This is a genomic window from Desulfobacter sp., from assembly GCA_028768545.1.
GTDB lineage: Bacteria > Desulfobacterota > Desulfobacteria > Desulfobacterales > Desulfobacteraceae > Desulfobacter.
In genome coordinates this window covers 3,617,953-3,635,438 of the sequence record CP054838.1, presented here as the reverse complement: position 1 = coordinate 3,635,438, position 17,486 = coordinate 3,617,953, and the positions used below count along the sequence as shown (strand labels likewise).

Annotated in this window: 13 protein-coding genes and 2 pseudogenes; 5 read left to right on the top strand and 10 right to left on the bottom strand. The window is 46.0% G+C overall.

Translation table 11 applies throughout. The features are described 5' to 3' along the window. Positions 1-37 precede the first annotated feature (37 nt). Complete coding sequence (gene uvrA, locus HUN05_17590) at positions 38-2,872, bottom strand: excinuclease ABC subunit UvrA (GenBank protein WDP86713.1); 2,835 nt, start codon at positions 2,870-2,872, stop codon at positions 38-40. After that, positions 2,859-3,905 (bottom strand): 4-hydroxythreonine-4-phosphate dehydrogenase PdxA, encoded by a 1,047-nt coding sequence (gene pdxA / locus HUN05_17585; protein ID WDP86712.1) that lies wholly within the window; start codon positions 3,903-3,905, stop codon positions 2,859-2,861. The genes uvrA and pdxA overlap by 14 nt, the downstream gene beginning before the upstream one ends. A gap of 495 nt (positions 3,906-4,400) precedes the next feature. Between pdxA and dnaA the strand changes: the two genes are divergently transcribed. After that, positions 4,401-5,813, top strand: a complete 1,413-nt coding sequence (gene dnaA, locus HUN05_17580) for a chromosomal replication initiator protein DnaA (protein ID WDP86711.1) — start codon at positions 4,401-4,403, stop codon at positions 5,811-5,813. Continuing rightward, positions 5,814-7,193: an FAD-binding protein gene (locus tag HUN05_17575; protein ID WDP86710.1), complete on the top strand. Its 1,380-nt coding sequence runs from the start codon at positions 5,814-5,816 to the stop codon at positions 7,191-7,193. A gap of 18 nt (positions 7,194-7,211) precedes the next feature. Here the strand turns inward: HUN05_17575 and HUN05_17570 are convergent, their stop codons facing one another. The 7 genes from HUN05_17570 to rpsF all read right to left on the bottom strand — a co-directional run bounded on the left by HUN05_17570 (position 7,212) and on the right by rpsF (position 12,841). Beyond that, positions 7,212-7,430: a hypothetical protein gene (locus HUN05_17570; protein WDP86709.1), complete on the bottom strand. Its 219-nt coding sequence runs from the start codon at positions 7,428-7,430 to the stop codon at positions 7,212-7,214. A 100-nt stretch (positions 7,431-7,530) separates the two neighbouring features. Beyond that, a complete protein-coding gene (hflX, locus tag HUN05_17565) occupies positions 7,531-9,147 on the bottom strand; it encodes a GTPase HflX (protein WDP86708.1) in 1,617 nt (538 codons plus the stop codon). Next, on the bottom strand, positions 9,144-10,517 hold the full coding sequence (gene dnaB, locus HUN05_17560) for a replicative DNA helicase (GenBank protein ID WDP88119.1): 1,374 nt from the start codon (positions 10,515-10,517) through the stop codon (positions 9,144-9,146). The genes hflX and dnaB overlap by 4 nt, the downstream gene beginning before the upstream one ends. Positions 10,518-10,583: 66 nt before the next feature. After that, positions 10,584-11,042, bottom strand: coding sequence for a 50S ribosomal protein L9 (locus HUN05_17555; protein WDP86707.1), 459 nt, complete (start codon positions 11,040-11,042; stop codon positions 10,584-10,586). A 50-nt stretch (positions 11,043-11,092) separates the two neighbouring features. Next, positions 11,093-12,025, bottom strand: a complete 933-nt coding sequence (locus HUN05_17550; protein WDP86706.1) for a DUF2232 domain-containing protein — start codon at positions 12,023-12,025, stop codon at positions 11,093-11,095. Positions 12,026-12,049: 24 nt separating this feature from the next. Further along, positions 12,050-12,307: a 30S ribosomal protein S18 gene (locus tag HUN05_17545; GenBank protein WDP86705.1), complete on the bottom strand. Its 258-nt coding sequence runs from the start codon at positions 12,305-12,307 to the stop codon at positions 12,050-12,052. A gap of 24 nt (positions 12,308-12,331) precedes the next feature. After that, positions 12,332-12,841 carry a 30S ribosomal protein S6 gene (gene rpsF, locus HUN05_17540; GenBank protein WDP86704.1) on the bottom strand — a complete coding sequence of 170 codons (510 nt, stop codon included), beginning with the start codon at positions 12,839-12,841 and terminating at the stop codon, positions 12,332-12,334. Between the two features lie 542 nt (positions 12,842-13,383). Between rpsF and HUN05_17535 the strand changes: the two genes are divergently transcribed. After that, positions 13,384-14,052 (top strand): RHS repeat-associated core domain-containing protein, encoded by a 669-nt coding sequence (locus HUN05_17535; protein WDP88118.1) that lies wholly within the window; start codon positions 13,384-13,386, stop codon positions 14,050-14,052. Positions 14,053-14,326: 274 nt separating this feature from the next. Further along, positions 14,327-15,235: pseudogene (locus HUN05_17530) on the top strand (IS4 family transposase). On the opposite strand, the pseudogene HUN05_17525 reads toward HUN05_17530, so the two are convergent. Further along, positions 15,164-16,099 (bottom strand): annotated as a pseudogene (locus HUN05_17525) (IS3 family transposase). The pseudogenes HUN05_17530 and HUN05_17525 overlap by 72 nt on opposite strands. A 66-nt stretch (positions 16,100-16,165) precedes the next feature. On the opposite strand from HUN05_17525, the gene HUN05_17520 reads away from it, so the two are divergent. After that, positions 16,166-17,377, top strand: coding sequence for an IS256 family transposase (locus tag HUN05_17520; GenBank protein WDP86703.1), 1,212 nt, complete (start codon positions 16,166-16,168; stop codon positions 17,375-17,377). Positions 17,378-17,486 lie beyond the last annotated feature (109 nt).

Sequence of the window (17,486 nt, the reverse complement as noted above, 5' to 3'; positions counted from 1 at the left end):
CCTTGAAGAAAAGCGATACCCCTGACCGGGCGTGGTCTCAGGCCTGGGGCAGCACCTTTGAAAGATAAAATCCCGTATGGGACTTGGGGTTTTTGGCGACCTGTTCAGGCGTGCCCTGGGCAATGATAAATCCGCCTTTGTCCCCGCCTTCAGGCCCGAGATCAATGATATGGTCGGCCGATTTTATCACATCCAGGTTATGCTCGATGACCACCACGGTATTGCCTGCCCTGACCAGTTTGTCCAGGACGGACAAGAGTCTTGAGATATCATCTGAATGAAGCCCTGTGGTGGGTTCGTCAAGGATATAAATGGTTTTACCTGTGCTGCGTTTGGACAATTCCCTGGCAAGCTTGATCCGCTGGGCCTCACCGCCTGAAAGGGTGGTGGCGGCCTGGCCGAGCTTGATATATCCAAGCCCTGTTTCCACCAGGGTGGAAAGGGTGTTTCGAATGGCAGAGACCCGGTCGAAAAAAACCACGGCCTGGTTAATGGTCATGTCCAGAACCTGGGCAATATTTTTCCCCTTGTATTTGATCTCCAGGGTTTCCCGGTTAAACCGTTCCCCCTTGCAGACATCACAGGTCACATAGACATCAGGCAGAAAATGCATTTCAATTTTTACAATTCCGTCTCCGGTGCAGGCCTCGCACCGTCCGCCTTTGATATTAAAGGAAAACCTGCCGGGCTTGTAGCCCCTGGCCCTGGCATCCTGGGTTTTGGCAAACAATTCGCGCACATGGGTGAGCACCCCGGTATAGGTGCCTGGATTTGACCGGGGGGTTTTACCGATGGGGGACTGGTCAATATGAATGATCTTGTCCAGGTGTTCAAGGCCTTCAATGCCCAGGTGGGGGCCCACAGGTTTTGCAGACCGGTTTATCTGGTTGGCCAGGGCCTGATAAAGGGTGGTCAGCACCAAGGTGGATTTGCCGGACCCTGAGACGCCGGTGACACAGGTAAAGCATGCCAGCGGAAAGGCTGCATCTAAATTTTTAAGGTTGTTGGCAGATGCCCCTTTTACCAGAAGATTTTTATTGTTGCCCTTGCGTCTTGATTCAGGGACATGGATTTTCTTTTGGCCTGAAAGGTAAAGCCCTGTCAGGGAATCCTTGCTTTTGACCAGGGCTTCAGGCGGTCCTGAAAAAACAATATGGCCTCCGTTTATCCCGGCGCCCGGGCCGACATCCACCACATGATCCGATGCCAAAATGGTCTCCTCATCATGTTCCACCACAAGAACGGTATTGCCCAGGTCCTTTAAATTCATCAGGGTTTTAAGCAGCCTTGCATTGTCCCGCTGGTGAAGACCAATGCTGGGTTCATCCAGCACGTAAAGCACGCCGGTCAGTTTTGAACCGATCTGGGTGGCAAGCCGGATCCTTTGGCTTTCCCCTCCTGAAAGGGTGGCAGCAGACCGGTCCAGGGTAAGATAGTCCAGGCCCACATCTTCTAAAAATGCCATTCGCTGGGATAATTCACTGAGAATGGATCGTGCAATGGTTTTTTCTTTTCCCTCAAGTTTTAAGTTCTCGATGAATTGACCTGCCTGTTTAATGGACATGGAGGCAATTTCCCATATCTTTTTTCCCCCCACAAGCACAGCTGAGGATCCTGGGTTCAACCTTGTGCCCTTGCATTTTGAGCAGGTGGTAAATCCCATGTACTGACGGATATCTTCTCGTATGCTTGAAGAATCGGTTTCATGGAACCTGCGTTTGAGGTTGGGGATCACCCCTTCAAATGCTTTTTTATAGATAATTTTTTTCCCGGCCCGTTCCAGATAAAAGGGGATTTGTTCTTTTTTTGATCCTTTGAGGATCACCTTTTGGAATTTGGGGGACAAGTCTTTAAAGGGTTTGTATATGTCTTCCTTATAATGGGTGACCAGGGCATCTAAAAACTCCATGTGCTGGACTGAATTTTTATTGGCCCAAGGCAGTACTGCACCCTGGCGAAGGGAGATATGGGTATCCGGTACAATCAGATCCGGGTCAAATTCGGTGATATGGCCGAGTCCGTCGCAATGGGGGCAGGCCCCCTTAGGAGAGTTAAATGAAAAAGAGGCCGGGGTAAATTCAGGGTAGGAAATCCCGCATTCAAGGCAGGTTGCTTTTTCACTGAAAAGGGTTTGCTGATCCTGGTCAAGGTTGACAATAATCACCTGGCCCTCGGAGAGAAAAAGGGCGGTTTCCAGGGAGTCGGTGAGTCTGTTTTCCATGCCCGGCTTGAGCACCAGCCGGTCCACCACCACATCTATGGTGTGCATTTTATTTTTTTCAAGTTCGGGCAGTTCTTCAATCCTAAAAATGTGTTGATTGATCCTGAGTCTGGCAAACCCGTCTTTGCGCATCGTGGCGATCAAGGACTTATGGCTGCCTTTCTGGGCGCTTATCACAGGAGAGAGCACAAGGATTTTTTCCTGGGCTGCCATGGATGAGACCGTCAGAATCTGGTCTTTGATCTGGTCAATGGAAGCCGGGGCAATGGGTGTGTGACATTTGTGGCAATGGGGATGTCCGATCCGTGCAAAGAGCAGCCTTAAATAGTCGTAAACCTCAGTGACCGTGCCAATGGTGGATCTTGGATTATGGGAGGCGGTTTTTTGTTCAATGGAGATGGCAGGAGACAGCCCGATGATGGCATCCACGTCCGGCTTGTCCATCTGCCCTAAAAACTGTCTGGCATAGGTGGAAAGGGATTCCACATACCTGCGCTGGCCTTCTGCGTAAAGGGTATCAAAGGCCAGGGTGGATTTCCCCGATCCTGAAAGCCCGGTCACAACGGTCAATTGGTTTTTTGGGATTTCCAGATCAATATTTTTAAGGTTGTGTTCCCTGGCCCCCTGGATGATGATTTTATCGTTGGCCATTGGCAGATCCTTGAACATGCTGAGCCTGGAGAACAGCCATGTTGATCGCCTCTTTGAGACTTGATTCATCCGCCTTGCCTGTCCAGGCAATATCGTAGGCCGTGCCATGATCCACAGAGGTCCTTATGATGGGAAGGCCTAAGGTGGTGTTTACCCCGTCCTTAAAATGGATCAGTTTAAAAGGGATAAGCCCCTGGTCGTGGTACATGCAGATCACGGCATCAAATTTTCCTTTAAGGGCATTGTAAAACACCGTGTCCGGGGGCAGGGGGCCCTGGATATGATATCCTTTTTTACGGGCTGCCTCCACGGCGGGTCTGATAATGTCTTCTTCTTCCCTGCCAAACATGGAGTCTTCTCCTGCATGGGGGTTTAAACCGGCCACGGCAAGTCTTGGCTGATCAATGCCAAAACGGTGAATCAAAGTATTGCAGGTGAGATCCGCTATTTTAATAATGGTGTCACAGGTCAGTTGGCAGGCCACATCTGCCAGGGGAATGTGGATGGTGGCTAAAACCACCTTGAGTTTAGTGCCTGCCATCATCATGGCAAAGTCTTGGGTTTGGGTTCTGTGGGCAATGAGTTCGGTATGACCGTGAAATTGAGATCCGGCCATTTTCAGCCCGGTCTTGGTGATCGGGGCGGTCACCATGGCCTGGATGTCGTTGTTCAGGGCAAGGTCGACTCCTTTGAGGATATAGTTCTCCATTGCCTTTCCGGTTTCCCTGGAGGGGATCTTTAGTTTTCTGAGGTTTGGATCAAGGGTGGATACCTGGATCAGGTTGATCTGACACGCATTGTCTGAAAACTGGTCAACCCGGTCAATGGGGAAAAGGGTCATAGAAGAGTTCAAGCAGGAAACTGCTTTTTCTAAAATGGCTTTGTCTCCAATCACCACGGGCTTGCAGATTTTTGTGATATTTTTGTCCTCAAGGGCTTGTACAATAATTTCAGGTCCGATTCCGGCAGGATCACCCATGGTGATCCCAATGATCGGCCTGGACTGAACTGGCAGGATCTGGGAAGATTTCATTCTAATATCAGCTTTCCGTTGTTGGGGTTGAAATTTAATTAAATATACTATTGCAGGCACCAGGTGTAAATAAAATTAATCCGCTAAATTGTGAAACCCTTGTGATTTTCAGGTTTAAGAAATAATCTTAATTTTTATTTAATTGGGCGCAATTTTAAGCAAATCAAAGGAAAATAGAGTAAAAAAAATGAGATTTTTCTGGTAATAGAGAAAATCTTGAAAATTGCCTTGAAAAATAGGGGGTTGTCGAACTGCCTGTAATATTTGAGAAATTCTTTTGTTCCACAAAAAAACAACGTAAAAACAATAGGTTAAAAAAATATATCAAGCAATGGCCTAACCTTTGGCCAACCATTCTTATTCCAGTTGACCGCAAATTCATATTCGAATAGAAAAATAGTTACTTTTTGTTTTATCATCATGGTTCGCTTAATTTATTAATTCTGTCAGCTATAGGTCGTGGCTGTTGTTTATTGGAAGGTTATTTTATATCGAATGGAGTCATTCTGGAAAGAAGTAAAGTCCCAAGTTAAAAAATCAGTACCCGACCATTGTTATCGGATGTGGATTGAACCGGTGGCGCTTTTTGATCATGGTTCAGATCGGATTACCCTATCAGCACCCAATGCTTTTTTTGCAAAACGGCTCAAGGAGAATTATCAGGGCTGTTTTGAAAAAGAGTTTTTAAAATTGGGGCAAAAGTTGCAGATTGAGTTTAGAACGGATACCCAAACCCGGTCTGCCCAAAAAAAAGGCAAAGCCAAAAAAGTACAAGGCAAAGAGAAAAAAGAACAAGGGGCCTTTGCTGCAAAGGCCTTGGTTAACCCCTCAATCCCCATGAAACAGCCCATGCTGCCGGGTATTGATGCAACATTCAACAGCGGGCGGATGCTTAAAAAAACATTTACCTTTGATGATTTTGTGGTGGGAGACAATTCCAACTTTGCCTATTCGGCTTCCCTTTCTCTTGCCCAGGGGCAGAGCAACGGGTCTGGCATGCTCTTTCTTTTGAGCAAGACCGGTCTGGGAAAGAGTCATTTATCCCAGGCGGTAGGCCATCATATTATTGCCAACAGCCAGGCTGGCAGAGTTTTTTACGTGACTGCCGAAGATTTCACCAATGAGATGATTTTTTCTCTTAGAAATAATGTAATTGAACGATTTAAGGAAAAATATCGTCAAAAATGCGATGTCCTTATCCTGGAAGATATTCATTTTCTCTCGGGTAAAACAGCGACTCAGAAAGAGTTGGCCATGACCCTGGATTATCTTTTGGATGCAGATAAAAAAATTATTTTTTCCGGTTGCGAACGGCCTGATGATATTCCCAAGTTGGATGAGAACCTTAAATCCCGTTTGAACATGGGCCTGGTCACTGAAATTCAGGCCCCTGATTTTCGTACCCGGATAAAAATTCTCAACAAGAAATCAAAAGGGCTTGGATGCGCGCTTCCCATGCCTGTGACAGAATATATTGCCCAGGAACTCTGCGATGATGTCAGACAGCTGGAAAGCGGGCTTTTTGGTGTGGTGGCCAAGGGCCAGCTCATGGGCCGGAATATTGACATTAAACTGGCACAAAGCGTGCTGGAAAATATGACCCGGAACCGTAAGTCCATTACCATTGATCTTATTAAACGACTGGTCTGCGATGAGTTTTCCATCACAGAACAGGATATCGTCTCCAAGTCCAGGAAGCGCAGAATTGTCAAACCCCGCCAAGTGGCCATGTTTCTATCCAAACGGTATACGGACCAGCCCATAAAAAAGATCGGTTCGAGTTTCAAGCGTTACCATGCCACTGCCATTTATTCGGTGAATGCCGTGGAAAAGGAACTTCGGCAAAAAGGGGTGCTTTTTGAGCAGATCAATTATTTGTCCAAAAAATTAGAAACCGGTAAATTTTAGATGGGTATCACCGTTTCAGGGTTAAATGCCCTTGAAAAGATTGTGGGTACCAAGCATTTTTACGCGGGAAAAGAGGAACGGCTTGTCTATTCCTACGATGCCACGGGCACCTCTTATCTGCCGGATGCGGTTGTGTTTCCCCAGACCGAAGAACAGGTCTCCCAGATCCTTTCACTTGCCTTTCAAGAGGAGTTTGTTATTATTCCCAGGGGCAGCGGATCGGGAATGACCGGCGGGGCTGTCGCGGTTCAGGGCGGGGTCGTGGTGGTGACCGGTCAGATGAATCATATTCTTGATATTGATACTGAAAATTTTATCGCCATTGTAGAACCCGGCGTCATTGTGGGCGACCTTCACCGGGCCGTTGAAGCCCAAGGCCTTTTTTACCCTCCGGATCCGGCCTCTTCTTCGGTATGTACCATCGGCGGCAATATAGGAGAATGTGCCGGCGGTCCAAGGGCGGTCAAGTACGGGGTCACCCGTGATTATGTCCTGGGTCTGAGGGCGGTGCTCCCGTCAGGAGAGATTATCAAAACCGGAGTATCAACAGCAAAAGGGGTGGCAGGGTATGACCTGACCCGCCTTATCGTTGGGTCCGAAGGCACCCTTGCCCTGGTGACCCAGATTACCTTAAAGCTTTTGCCAAAGCCGGATGCCGTAAACACCATGGCTGTTTTTTTTGACCAGGTTAAATTGGCGGCCATGACCGTATCCGGTATTATGAAAGATGCGGTGGTGCCAAGATGTGTTGAATTTTTGGACCAGGCCGCTCTTGGACTTGTCCGAAACCTTCTTTCCTTTGACATGCCCCAAAAAACACAGGCATTGCTCATCCTCGAGCTGGACGGCACAAAAGACCAGGTTGAAAAGGATTCAGAACGCATAAAAGCCTTTTGTCTGGACCAGGGGGCTTTAGAGGTGATGGTGGCCTCTGACCAAAAAGAGGCTGCTGTCCTGTGGCAGGCCAGAAAATCTTTATCCCCAGTGCTCTATAAAATTGCCCCCCATAAGATCAATGAAGATATTGTGGTGCCCATTTCAAAAATTCCCGAACTGGTTACCGCCATAGAGGGCATCCAGAAGAGGTCCGGCCTGACCGTGGTCAGTTTCGGCCATGCCGGGGATGGAAATATTCATTGTAATATCATGCATGATAAAGCAGATCCGATTCAGGCGCAAAAGGCGCAAAAGGCTGTGGATGAACTATTTGATGTCACGCTTGAACTTGGGGGCACCATCACTGGGGAACATGGGGTGGGCATTACGAAAAAGGCCTATCTGAAAAAGGAGATCGGCCCCAGGGAAATTGAACTCATGAAAGGGATCAAACAAAGTTTTGATCCCAAAAACCTCTTAAATCCGGGAAAAATTTTTTCCTAAGCTCCTGTCTTGTATCTGCTAATTGGGCTTTAGGGAATAATCGTTATAGATCAAGAGTTTTTCAAGGATATCAACCTTTGGATGCCGGTGCTGCATGACACAGCATTTAATTGAAATGGCACAATACTTAAAACAGAGTTTGCTCTCTTTATCATATTCTCCAAAACATTCGGGTACGTCCAGTGAATCTTTTTTGACCTGGTTTTCTTCAAGAACCCGGTCCAGTTTTATTTCCATATAGCGTCCATTATCGGTTAAGTTATGGTCTCTTTGTAAAGTAAATGATGATCTTTTTCAACCTGAAAAAAAAAGAGTCCAAAATTTGTTTATTCTAAGTTTAAACCATGAGCTCGAGTTGCTCAACCAGAGGGGCCAGGCTTTTCTTTTCAAGGGCCGAGACCAAAGTGCCCTGGGTCAGCAGCCAGGGGTTGTCAAAATCATTCAAGTTCGCCTGGTCCATCTTATTAAACACGTAAAGGCAGGGGATTTTATCCAAAGAAAGTGTTTTAAGCAATTGTTCAACCGATTCTTTTTGCTGCATATATCTTGGATTGGATATATCAATGACATGGAGAATCAGATCCGCTTCAGCAAGTTCTTCCAGGGTGGCGTGAAAGGCTTCCATAAGTTCTTTGGGCAGGTTTTGGATAAACCCCACCGTATCGGTTATGATCACTTCTTTGTCACGGGGAAACCTCAGTCTTCTGGAAGAGGGATCCAGGGTGGCAAAGAGCCGGTTGGCCGCAATGATATTGCTCTGGGTCAGGGTGTTGAGCAGGGTGGATTTTCCGGCATTGGTATATCCCACAATGGAGATGATGGGCAGGTCCCTGCGCCTGCGTTTGGCTTTTTGCTGGGACCGTTGCTTTCTGATTTTAACAATCTCTTTTTTCAGCCGGGCAATTCTGTCCCTGACCCGCCGACGGTTGACTTCAAGCTTGGTTTCACCCGGTCCCCTGCCGCCGATACCTCCGGCAAGCCTGGACATGGCCGTATTTTTGGTGACAAGCCTTGGCAGAAGGTATTCCATCTGGGCCAGTTCCACCTGGAATTTGCCCTCACGGGATTTGGCCTGTTTGGCGAAAATGTCCAAGATCAGCTGGGTTCTGTCAATGACCTTCATTTCCACAAAATCGGTGATGGAACGGATCTGGGACGGGGATAGTTCCCTGTCAAAGACCAGCATGGTGGCATAATTTTGAATGGCCGTTATGATCAAATCGGACAGTTTGCCTTTGCCTACCACAAATTTAGGATCAATGGTTTTCCGCCGCTGGATGGCAGACCCCACCACTTTGATGCGGCTGGTTTTGCATAATTCTTTGAGTTCATCCATGGAGATATGGGCGGATTGGGGATGGGTGGTGGTGGCATTGATCAAAAATGCGTTTTCTTTTCCAGTCTTGGGTCTGTGCTGTCGATTGTGCCGGGCCAGTTCGTTTTCCAACGCAAAAATCTGAGCCTGGCAGTCAATATCAAGGGTATCAATACCGGCCCTGGCAATCACCTGGTAGGGATCTGCTTTGGGATCCGGCAGAATATGGGCGGAATAAATGCTGCCGACACTGCCCTGGGAGGTGATGCAGATGGCTGTGATATAGTCCAGCCGGAGAAGGGCAAGGTCGGTGAGATCGTCTCTGGTTAATGCCTCTTCTGTCAGATGGGTGTGAACGCAACGAACGCCTTTGAGCCGACCGGGTCCTGCCATATAATCAGAGGTCACCGGTATGACAATGCGATGGGGATCCCCTGCAATCACACACACGGTTTTTCCGTTCCGGTCCAAAAGGATACCGATCTGCCGGCGAATTTCGTGGCTGATGGCCGCAAGTTCTTCAGCCATTTCAGGGGTCAGGATAAATTCGGGCAAAGATTTTAAGGTATAAAGATCTTCAATGCGCTTGATCTGGGTTTTACGAAGGCCGTCCGTATTACCGTAAACTATCTGCTTCATTCAAATCCCTGGTAGGCATCGGGTGCCAATTCTTCAAACCGGGTGTATTGTCCGTTGAAAACCATGTGGGCTGTGCCGATGGCACCGTTTCTGTTCTTGGCCACAATGATTTCAGCGGTTCCTTTTTTAGGATTGTCCGGCTCCTTGTTGTATACCTCGTCACGGTAAATAAAGGAGATAATGTCCGCATCCTGCTCAAGTGCGCCTGACTCTCTTAAATCAGACATCATGGGCCGTTTGTCAGAGCGCTGCTCGAGCATCCGGTTGAGCTGGGACAGGGCAATGACAGGGATGTTCAACTCTTTTGCCAGGGCTTTGAGGGATCTTGAAATTTCAGCGATTTCAAGGTCCCTGCGGTCGGATTTAAACGGGGCCTTCATGAGCTGGAGATAGTCAATGATCACCGCCCCAAGTTCCCCGTGTTTTTGATAGAGTTTTCTAGCCTTGGTCCGAACATCCATGACCGAGATATTGGGGGTGTCATCAATAAAGATGGGCATTTCATTGAGGATACCGGCAGCATCTGTGGCGTTCTGCCAGTCTTCCGGACTGATAAATCCTGTGCGCAGCCGGTTGGAGTCGATTCGAGCTTCAGAGGTCAGCAGTCTCATGGACAATTGTTCACATGACATTTCAAGTGAGAATACCGCCACGGGTTTGCGTTCTCCAAAGGCCACGTTTCTGGCCATGTTCAAAGCAAATGCGGTTTTCCCCATACTCGGCCTTGCTGCCAGAATAATCAGGTCTGAGCCCTGAAGGCCTGAGGTGATCTGATCCAGTCTTGGATATCCCGTGGAAAGTCCTGAAAGGCCGCCGGCTTTACCCTGCTGCTCTTCTAACTGGTCAATGTTCAGGTCAATGAGTTCACCAAGGGATTTAAAGGCGGTACCGGATTTGCGTTCGGCAATTTGGAAAACAGAGGCTTCTGCTTCATCCAGAATATCCTTAAAGTCACCCTTGTCTTCAAGACAGCGTTCAATGGTTTTTGAAGAGGCGTCAATGAGCTGGCGCAGGGCAGCCTTTCCCCGGATGATTTTTGCATAGTGGACGGCATTGACCGCCACGGGCGCGGCATCGGAAATGGCTGCCAATGAGGCTGCACCGCCAATGGTTTCAAGCTCATCTTTTTCGTTGAGGGCATTCGCCACCGTGATCAGATCCACGGGGTCTTCTTTGGATGTCAGCTCAATGATGACCCTGAAAATTTTTTTATGGGCCCCTTTGTAAAAATCATCTGGTGTGAGGATATCAAGAATATCTAAAAGGCTGTCATTGTTGATAAAGACAGCACTGAGTAGGGATTCCTCCGCATCAATATCATGGGGAGGGGTCCTGTTGAGCAGGGGGTCGCTTTTTATGGGCTCTTTTATGGCAAAATATCCTAGGGTCTGACAGGGTCTGCATCCGAAACCGGCTGCAGACCCTGTCGGTTGGTTCTATTTTTCTTCTTTTTCTTCAGCAATCACGTTAACGGTGATTTCCGGCTCAACATCCTTGTACAACCGGATGGGGACTTTGTATTCACCGGTTTCCTTGATGGGTTCTGCCAGGAGAATGGCACGGCGTTCAAGTTCAACATCCTGTGCATTCAGGGCATCTTTAATATCATGGCTGGTGACTGAACCGTAAAGATAGACTTCTTCGCGGACCTTGGCTTTAATGGTGCAGACAATATCCTTGATTTTGTCTGCCATTTCCTCGGCAAGCTTTCTTTCCTTGGCAATCTGGAGTTCAAGCTTTGCCCGGGTCTGTTCCATGACCTTCCGGTTCTGGGGGGTGGCAAGCACGGCTTTACCCTGGGGAAGCAGATAGTTCCTGCCGTACCCGGGGGCCACGTCACATTCCGTGCCGGCAATGCCCAGTGTATCTATGGTTTCTTTTAATATGACTTTCATTTTAAAACCTCCAAAATCCAGGCGGCATTCTCTGCCGTCCGGGTTTTAATTTATTCTTTTGCTGGGGCGATCTTTCTAAAATTGATCCAATTATCAAAGAATCCCAGACCAATGACCATAATCAGCACATATAATTGTACGGCAATCAGGCTGTAACAAAATACTTTCAGGGCCATGGGGGTCTTTTTTTTTTGGAAAAAGAAAGAGACAACAGCAATTCCTTGAAAAAAATAAACAAGCATTAAGACGATCAAGCTATTGATACTGATCATTTTAAGGGCGTCAACCGGCAGCATCAGGGCCAGGCCCAAACCAATGACCACCCATACCAGGACATCAGGTGTCCGGCAATGGTTCAGGTGTTCAATGCTTTTTAAGGTAATCCCTTTTCTTTGCAGCAGGGTGCGTATAATCAGCAGGTTCAGCCAGATGGTGGTCATATAGGAAACCATGAACATTCCCGGTAAAATGACCATAAAGGCTGAGTTAAGCTGCTGGATCTGATCCTGCTCAATACCCATTCCCGAATAAATCTCGGCTGTCATGCTAAAGTAGCGGGTCAGATAGTCTGACAGGACACCCCCCATGGTTTTTCCCTGGAGCCCTGTGTAGAGGGCAAACGCCGTAAAGGCTGCGCCTGCCACCAGGATCACGGTGAAAATCATGGTTCGCTGGATATCCAGGTGCCGCTCAATGCATTCACCCAAGAAAAAACCGGTGATCAGTAAAGATCCAAAATAGAGTACATCAAATGCCAGTTCCCGGGTCATGAGCAGCAGAACAAAAAAGCTGACCGCCATGATGATGCCGCCGCTGTTCCGTCCCAGCTTAAGCCGGTAGAACAATACCGGCAACGGCAGGAACAACAGGGCAAATACCCCTAAAAAGGGAAATGCAAATACTGCGGCAAATATCAATATGCACAAAGAAATCCCGATAAAGGTTTCTTTGATGAATATCGGATGGGTAAGGGATAAAGGCATTGTCGTATACTCCAAGACCTTATCTTAATGCATGGGGCGTCCGACAAACGGCAACAGGGCAATCTGACGGGACTGTTTGATTGCAAGAGAGAGTTGACGCTGGTGTTTTGCGCAGGTCCCGGTGATCCGTCTGGGAATGATTTTACCCCGTTCCGTAATGAACTGCCTCAAGGATTTGGGATTTTTATAATTGATTTCCATACCATTATCCACACAAAATCTGCAAATTTTACGGCGCTGATAGAATCTGTTTTTTCCGCCGCCTCTTTGACCTCTATACATATTTAATCTCCTTGCTTTCCTTGATTATTCCTTGGCTTCACCGGCTTCCGGGGTTTGATCAGCAGGTTCAGAATCCGCCTCTGTTGCCGGGGTCTCTTCCTGGGCAGCCGCTTCTTCAGCATTTTCTTCTTTGGCCTCGGATGCTGCCTGGGCTTTGGCTGCCGTTGCTTCAGCTTCTGCTGCCTTGGCAGACTCTTCGGCTTCTTTTGCCTCTGCAACTTCTTTTTCAAGGGATTCGGCAGTTACTTTGTCGGAAAGAAGGATGGTCATGAATTTCATGATGCCGTCACTGAGACGGAAATTTCTTTCAAGTTCGTTTACAAGGTCACCGGTGCCGCCATAAGTCATGCAGACATAATAACCGCGTAATTTCTTTTTGATCTCATAGGCCAGCTTTTTGCTGCCCCACTCGTCAAAGTCTAAAAGAATACCATTTTCCTTGGCAATGATATTTCTGACTTTATCAAACAGCTCCTGGCGTGTTTGATCCTGAAGATCAGGGTCAGAAATAAATACAGTTTCATATTTCCTCATTTTGTCTCCTTACGGATATAAAGCCCCGGTTGGTTTGTTCCAAGCCCGGAGCAAGGATTAGTGCTTGTGCCCCCTGCCTTTCAGGGGGCTGTAAAAACCATTCTATATATCATCATGCCAGGGTCTGGGTCAAGATGAATTTTAAAGATCTGCAGGCCTGCAGAACAGAATCGTAAATTTTTGGGGTCCAAATTTTGAGGGCAGGTCTTGAAAAATAAATTTGCCGAGTGTTATGATCCTGAAAACTCAATAGAGCTGACACTGATCGCATAAGCCACTTCATAGTATCCCATGAAGTGGCCCACTTGCAGTGGTAGACGTCGGGCAGATATTTTTCATATAAGTTTTCGAAATTGTAATCGAAACAGAACAAGTAGGTGGTGGAGGGTAAAAAGAAAGCCAGAGGGAGGGGTATACTCACCAGGTAGAACTTAAAATCATCATTTTAAGTTTGAGAATCTTCTTGGAGAAAAACCAAATATTTCAATCGCTGTTTAAAATTTAACAGACTTGAATTCTTGATTTGAGTATCATAATCTCAAATCAGATCTTTTACATTATGGGAATTAAGTCAGGGCAAAAACAGCGTCCTAAGGGGGAGATGCATCAAAGCACTTGCAGGCCAGTATTTCGATGCGGAGACGAACCTGCATTACAATCTCAATCGTTACTATGATCCTCAGATAGGCCGATACTTTAGAGCAGATCCCTTCGGGGATGGGCTCAATCTGTATGCTTACTGCTTTAATAATCCTAACAGCCTGATTGATCCTTTGGGACTTTGTGCTGCAAATAATCATCAGAGAGAAATGTTTTGTTTTGGCAAACGCCCATTAGGTGTATTGCCAGATATCTTTCTTTTAACACGTCATCCAGTTCACGATTTTTTTAATATCGAACTGTCACATGAGCATGGCTTTTTTATCGATGGTGCAGGTAACTATGGTGCAGGTAACTATGGTGCAAACGTCGGCTTTTTCCCAGATGGACGTAGGTGGAATACTGAAGATCCCTCTGATTATAGAATGAGTGGTAAATTGTTTGAAGGTACTCTTATGCGTAAAGCTTTGAACAATTTAAAATTTCAAAATATAGATGGCGACTATTTGACAATTGGAAATATGTATATGAGACAAAATAACTGCCAAGACTGGGCATCTCGCTTGAGAAAAGAATATTATAGATTAAAAGAATTAGGGGCTCAGAACTAATGAAACTTATCTTGAGGTATATTTGCTATACGCTTATTGTTGTTTTTATAATTGGGCTTATTATGAGCTTGCACACAAGGAAAAGTGTATTGGTAAATTATTTAATACCGCCCGCCGATTTTTATTCTCCATTGTCCACCTCAGGTCAGTAGTGTCCGGTTAGGTTGTTGCATATAAAAAGCATCTAAAATCATTGAAAAAACAGTCTGTTTTGTGTTGACAAATGTGCGTAAAAATTTTTGTGCGCCTTGAAAATTTAACTCAAGGAGCTCAAATGACGCACATCTCAGTCCCTAAAAAACAACTACGGTCCCTGAACTTTGACAATTTCAGGTGCCCTCTGATAAAGTCACTTTCAAAAGCACCGGAATTACAATCTCGAGGAGACCGCCCTTTAAAAATGACATTCGAAGACCAGATAAATGCTTTGGTTTATTTCCATCTTCAGGAGCACAAGTCTGCCCGACATTTAATTCAGGATCTCAAGGAGAATGTTTTTGCTAAAGAAAATATTGCGCCAGACGGTGGTATCAGCCGTAGTAGTTTCTGTGAAGCCATCAATCACAGGGGACTCGAACAACTGCAATTTATCTTTGAGGATCTTTATAAACAGGCTCTTGAGTGTCATCCGGGTGAACACGCCGAGTTAGGAGAGTTGGTTTCCATTGACGGTAGTCTCATAAATGCAGTCCTTTCAATGCACTGGGCGAACTACAGAAAAGGAAGTAAAAAAGCCAAAGTACATTGCGGATTTGACATTAATCACGGAATCCCAAACAAAATCTTTTTGACTGAAGGCAACGGCGCTGAACGCACTTTTGTTCCCAAAATACTTTCCAAGGGGCAAACAGGTGTTATGGATCGTGGATATCAATCCCATAAAGAATTTGACCTGCTTCAGGAGCAAGGCAAACATTTTGTCTGCCGTATAAAAACCAGGACAACAAGAACAATTATTGATAACCACGAGACCCCTTCCGACAGCTACATTTTTTATGATGCACTGGTTAAACTTGGTACTCCGAATCAAAACCAGACGAAAAGGCCTGTTCGGGTTGTTGGCTATAAAATTGCTGGCGTCAAATACTATGTGGCAACTGACAGGCATGATTTAACAGCGGAACAAATAGCAACAATTTATAAACTCCGGTGGCCTCGGCATTTTTCCCTTAAATCGTTTTGGGTTTTGAATAAATGCATCCTCTAATGTTCGGCAGCGAGATTCATAAATATCTTTAGCAATGCCATAATGAAATTGTTCTGGGGTTACCAGGCCAATACCAGAATGGTAATGCTCTTTGTTGTAGTATCCAAAAAAATCCTGGCAGAAGGTTCTTGCATCCTGAATAGCACCAAAAGTTTTGGGAAATTGTGGACAATATTTCAATGTTTTAAACTGGGCTTCAGAGTATGGGTTATCATTGCTGACATGTGGTCGACTGTGGGTTTTGGTTACCCCTAAATCGACAAGAAGCTGGGCAACCCCTTTGGATTTCATACTGGCTCCCCGATCTGCATGTAGCCCAAGCTGACCGGGTAATATCTTCTGGTTTTCACAGGACTTTTCAATTAGCTTTTTGGCCAATGCTGTTTGTTCTCTATGGGCGACCATCCAGCCGACAACATACCTGCTGAAAATATCCATGATTACATATAGATAGAAGTAGGTCCATTTTGTGACACTTTTCAACTTGGTAATATCCCAGGACCAAACCTGATTAGGTCCTGTTGCCAGCAATTCAGGTTTTTTATATTTCGGGCGATTTACCTGCCGTCTTCGCTCCGGCACAGAACCATGTTCTTTGTGAAGAAGCCGATACATCGTTCTGATGGAACAATAGTATTGCCCGTTATCAAGAAGAGAAGCATATACCTGATATGGGGCTCGATCTTGATATTTTTCAGAATGTAAAATATCCAAAACCGTTTGTTGTTCATCAGAATTCAAAGAAAGGGGAGATCCGGTCCGACTAAGTCCAATATGTTTTTTTGGAGAATGAAATCTGTAAAAAGATGATCGGGGAATACCGAAAGCCTCACATGAAGAGGGCGTTCAAAATTCTGTGTCAGTTGAATCAAAGCTGATATACTCAGCTAAATAAGGAGAACTGACATGACCGAAGAAAACACCGAATTTGATTTTCAAAAAGCCCTTAAAGGCATCCAGGAAGGTAAACCCTTCACAGGTAAGGGCGGCGTCCTTACATCATTAATCAAAAATCTTGCTGAAGCTGCTCTTGAAGGAGAGTTGGAGTCCCATCTTGGGCAGGAAGTTTCTGCCAACCGCCGTAATGGAAAAAGCAAAAAGACCATTAAATCCCTGGATGGTAAATTTGAGCTGGAAACCCCGCGTGACAGGGCCGGAACCTTCTCTCCACAGATCGTCAAAAAACATCAGACAACGCTCAGCGATGAAATTGAAAGAAAGATAATAGCCCTTTACGGCCTGGGCATGAGTTATAATGATATGGCTTCCCATTTACAGGAAATCTATGGACTTGAGATTTCAAATGCCACTCTGAGCACCATTACCGATAAAATCATCCATACCGTCAAAGAATGGCAGGCCAGGCCGTTGGAAAATGTGTACCCAATCGTATGGCTTGATGCCATACATTATAAAGTACGAGAAAACGGAAAGGTCGGCAGCAAAGCCGTTTACACAATTCTTGGGGTGAATATCGAGGGCCGCAAAGAGGTTCTTGGGCTGTACATATCCGAGAATGAGGGTGCGAACTTCTGGCTGCAGGTGTTAACAGACCTTTCAAACCGAGGGGTAAAAGATATCCTGATTGCCTGTGTTGATGGTCTAAAAGGTTTACCCGAGGCCATTGAGACCATATTCCCGGACACAGAAGTTCAACTCTGCGTAGTCCACCAGATCCGAAATTCATTGAAATACGTTGGTTCCAAAAATAAAAAGGAATTTATGGCAGATCTAAAACGTGTTTATAAAGCGGTCAATAAGGATCTGGCCGAAGAAGAACTGGATATCTTGGAAAATAAATGGAATGACAAATACCCGATTGTGATAAAATCCTGGCGGAACAACTGGGAACGCCTCAGTCATTTCTTTAAATATCCAGAAGAGATTCGACGGATAATATACACCACAAATACCATTGAGGCTGTGCATCGACAGTTTCGAAAACTGACCAAAACAAAGGGATCATTCCCGAACCAGGACAGCCTGTTAAAGCTGCTTTACATGGGGATCCAGAACGCCAGTAAAAAATGGACAATGCCTATTCAAAATTGGTCACTGACAATTTCCCAGTTGGCAATTTTCTTTGAAGGCCGGCTGGATAAAGAGCTGGGAATTTGATAGGGATTTATTTACAGATGGAAAAGATGGTTCCAGGAACTCCACTCCAGCAAAAGTCAACTCCTCCGACGTGGCTGATTGAAGGCCCATTCTCGGACCTGACTTTTAC

Bases quoted from the DNA above. Each gene is read 5' to 3' on its own strand.
- uvrA (WDP86713.1), bottom strand. From the start codon at position 2,872: ATGGCCAACGATAAAATCATCATCCAGGGGGCCAGGGAACACAACCTT.
- pdxA (WDP86712.1), bottom strand. From the start codon at position 3,905: ATGAAATCTTCCCAGATCCTGCCAGTTCAGTCCAGGCCGATCATTGGG.
- dnaA (WDP86711.1), top strand. From the start codon at position 4,401: ATGGAGTCATTCTGGAAAGAAGTAAAGTCCCAAGTTAAAAAATCAGTA.
- HUN05_17575 (WDP86710.1), top strand. From the start codon at position 5,814: ATGGGTATCACCGTTTCAGGGTTAAATGCCCTTGAAAAGATTGTGGGT.
- HUN05_17570 (WDP86709.1), bottom strand. From the start codon at position 7,430: ATGGAAATAAAACTGGACCGGGTTCTTGAAGAAAACCAGGTCAAAAAA.
- hflX (WDP86708.1), bottom strand. From the start codon at position 9,147: ATGAAGCAGATAGTTTACGGTAATACGGACGGCCTTCGTAAAACCCAG.
- HUN05_17555 (WDP86707.1), bottom strand. From the start codon at position 11,042: ATGAAAGTCATATTAAAAGAAACCATAGATACACTGGGCATTGCCGGC.
- HUN05_17550 (WDP86706.1), bottom strand. From the start codon at position 12,025: ATGCCTTTATCCCTTACCCATCCGATATTCATCAAAGAAACCTTTATC.
- HUN05_17545 (WDP86705.1), bottom strand. From the start codon at position 12,307: ATGTATAGAGGTCAAAGAGGCGGCGGAAAAAACAGATTCTATCAGCGC.
- rpsF (WDP86704.1), bottom strand. From the start codon at position 12,841: ATGAGGAAATATGAAACTGTATTTATTTCTGACCCTGATCTTCAGGAT.
- HUN05_17520 (WDP86703.1), top strand. From the start codon at position 16,166: ATGACCGAAGAAAACACCGAATTTGATTTTCAAAAAGCCCTTAAAGGC.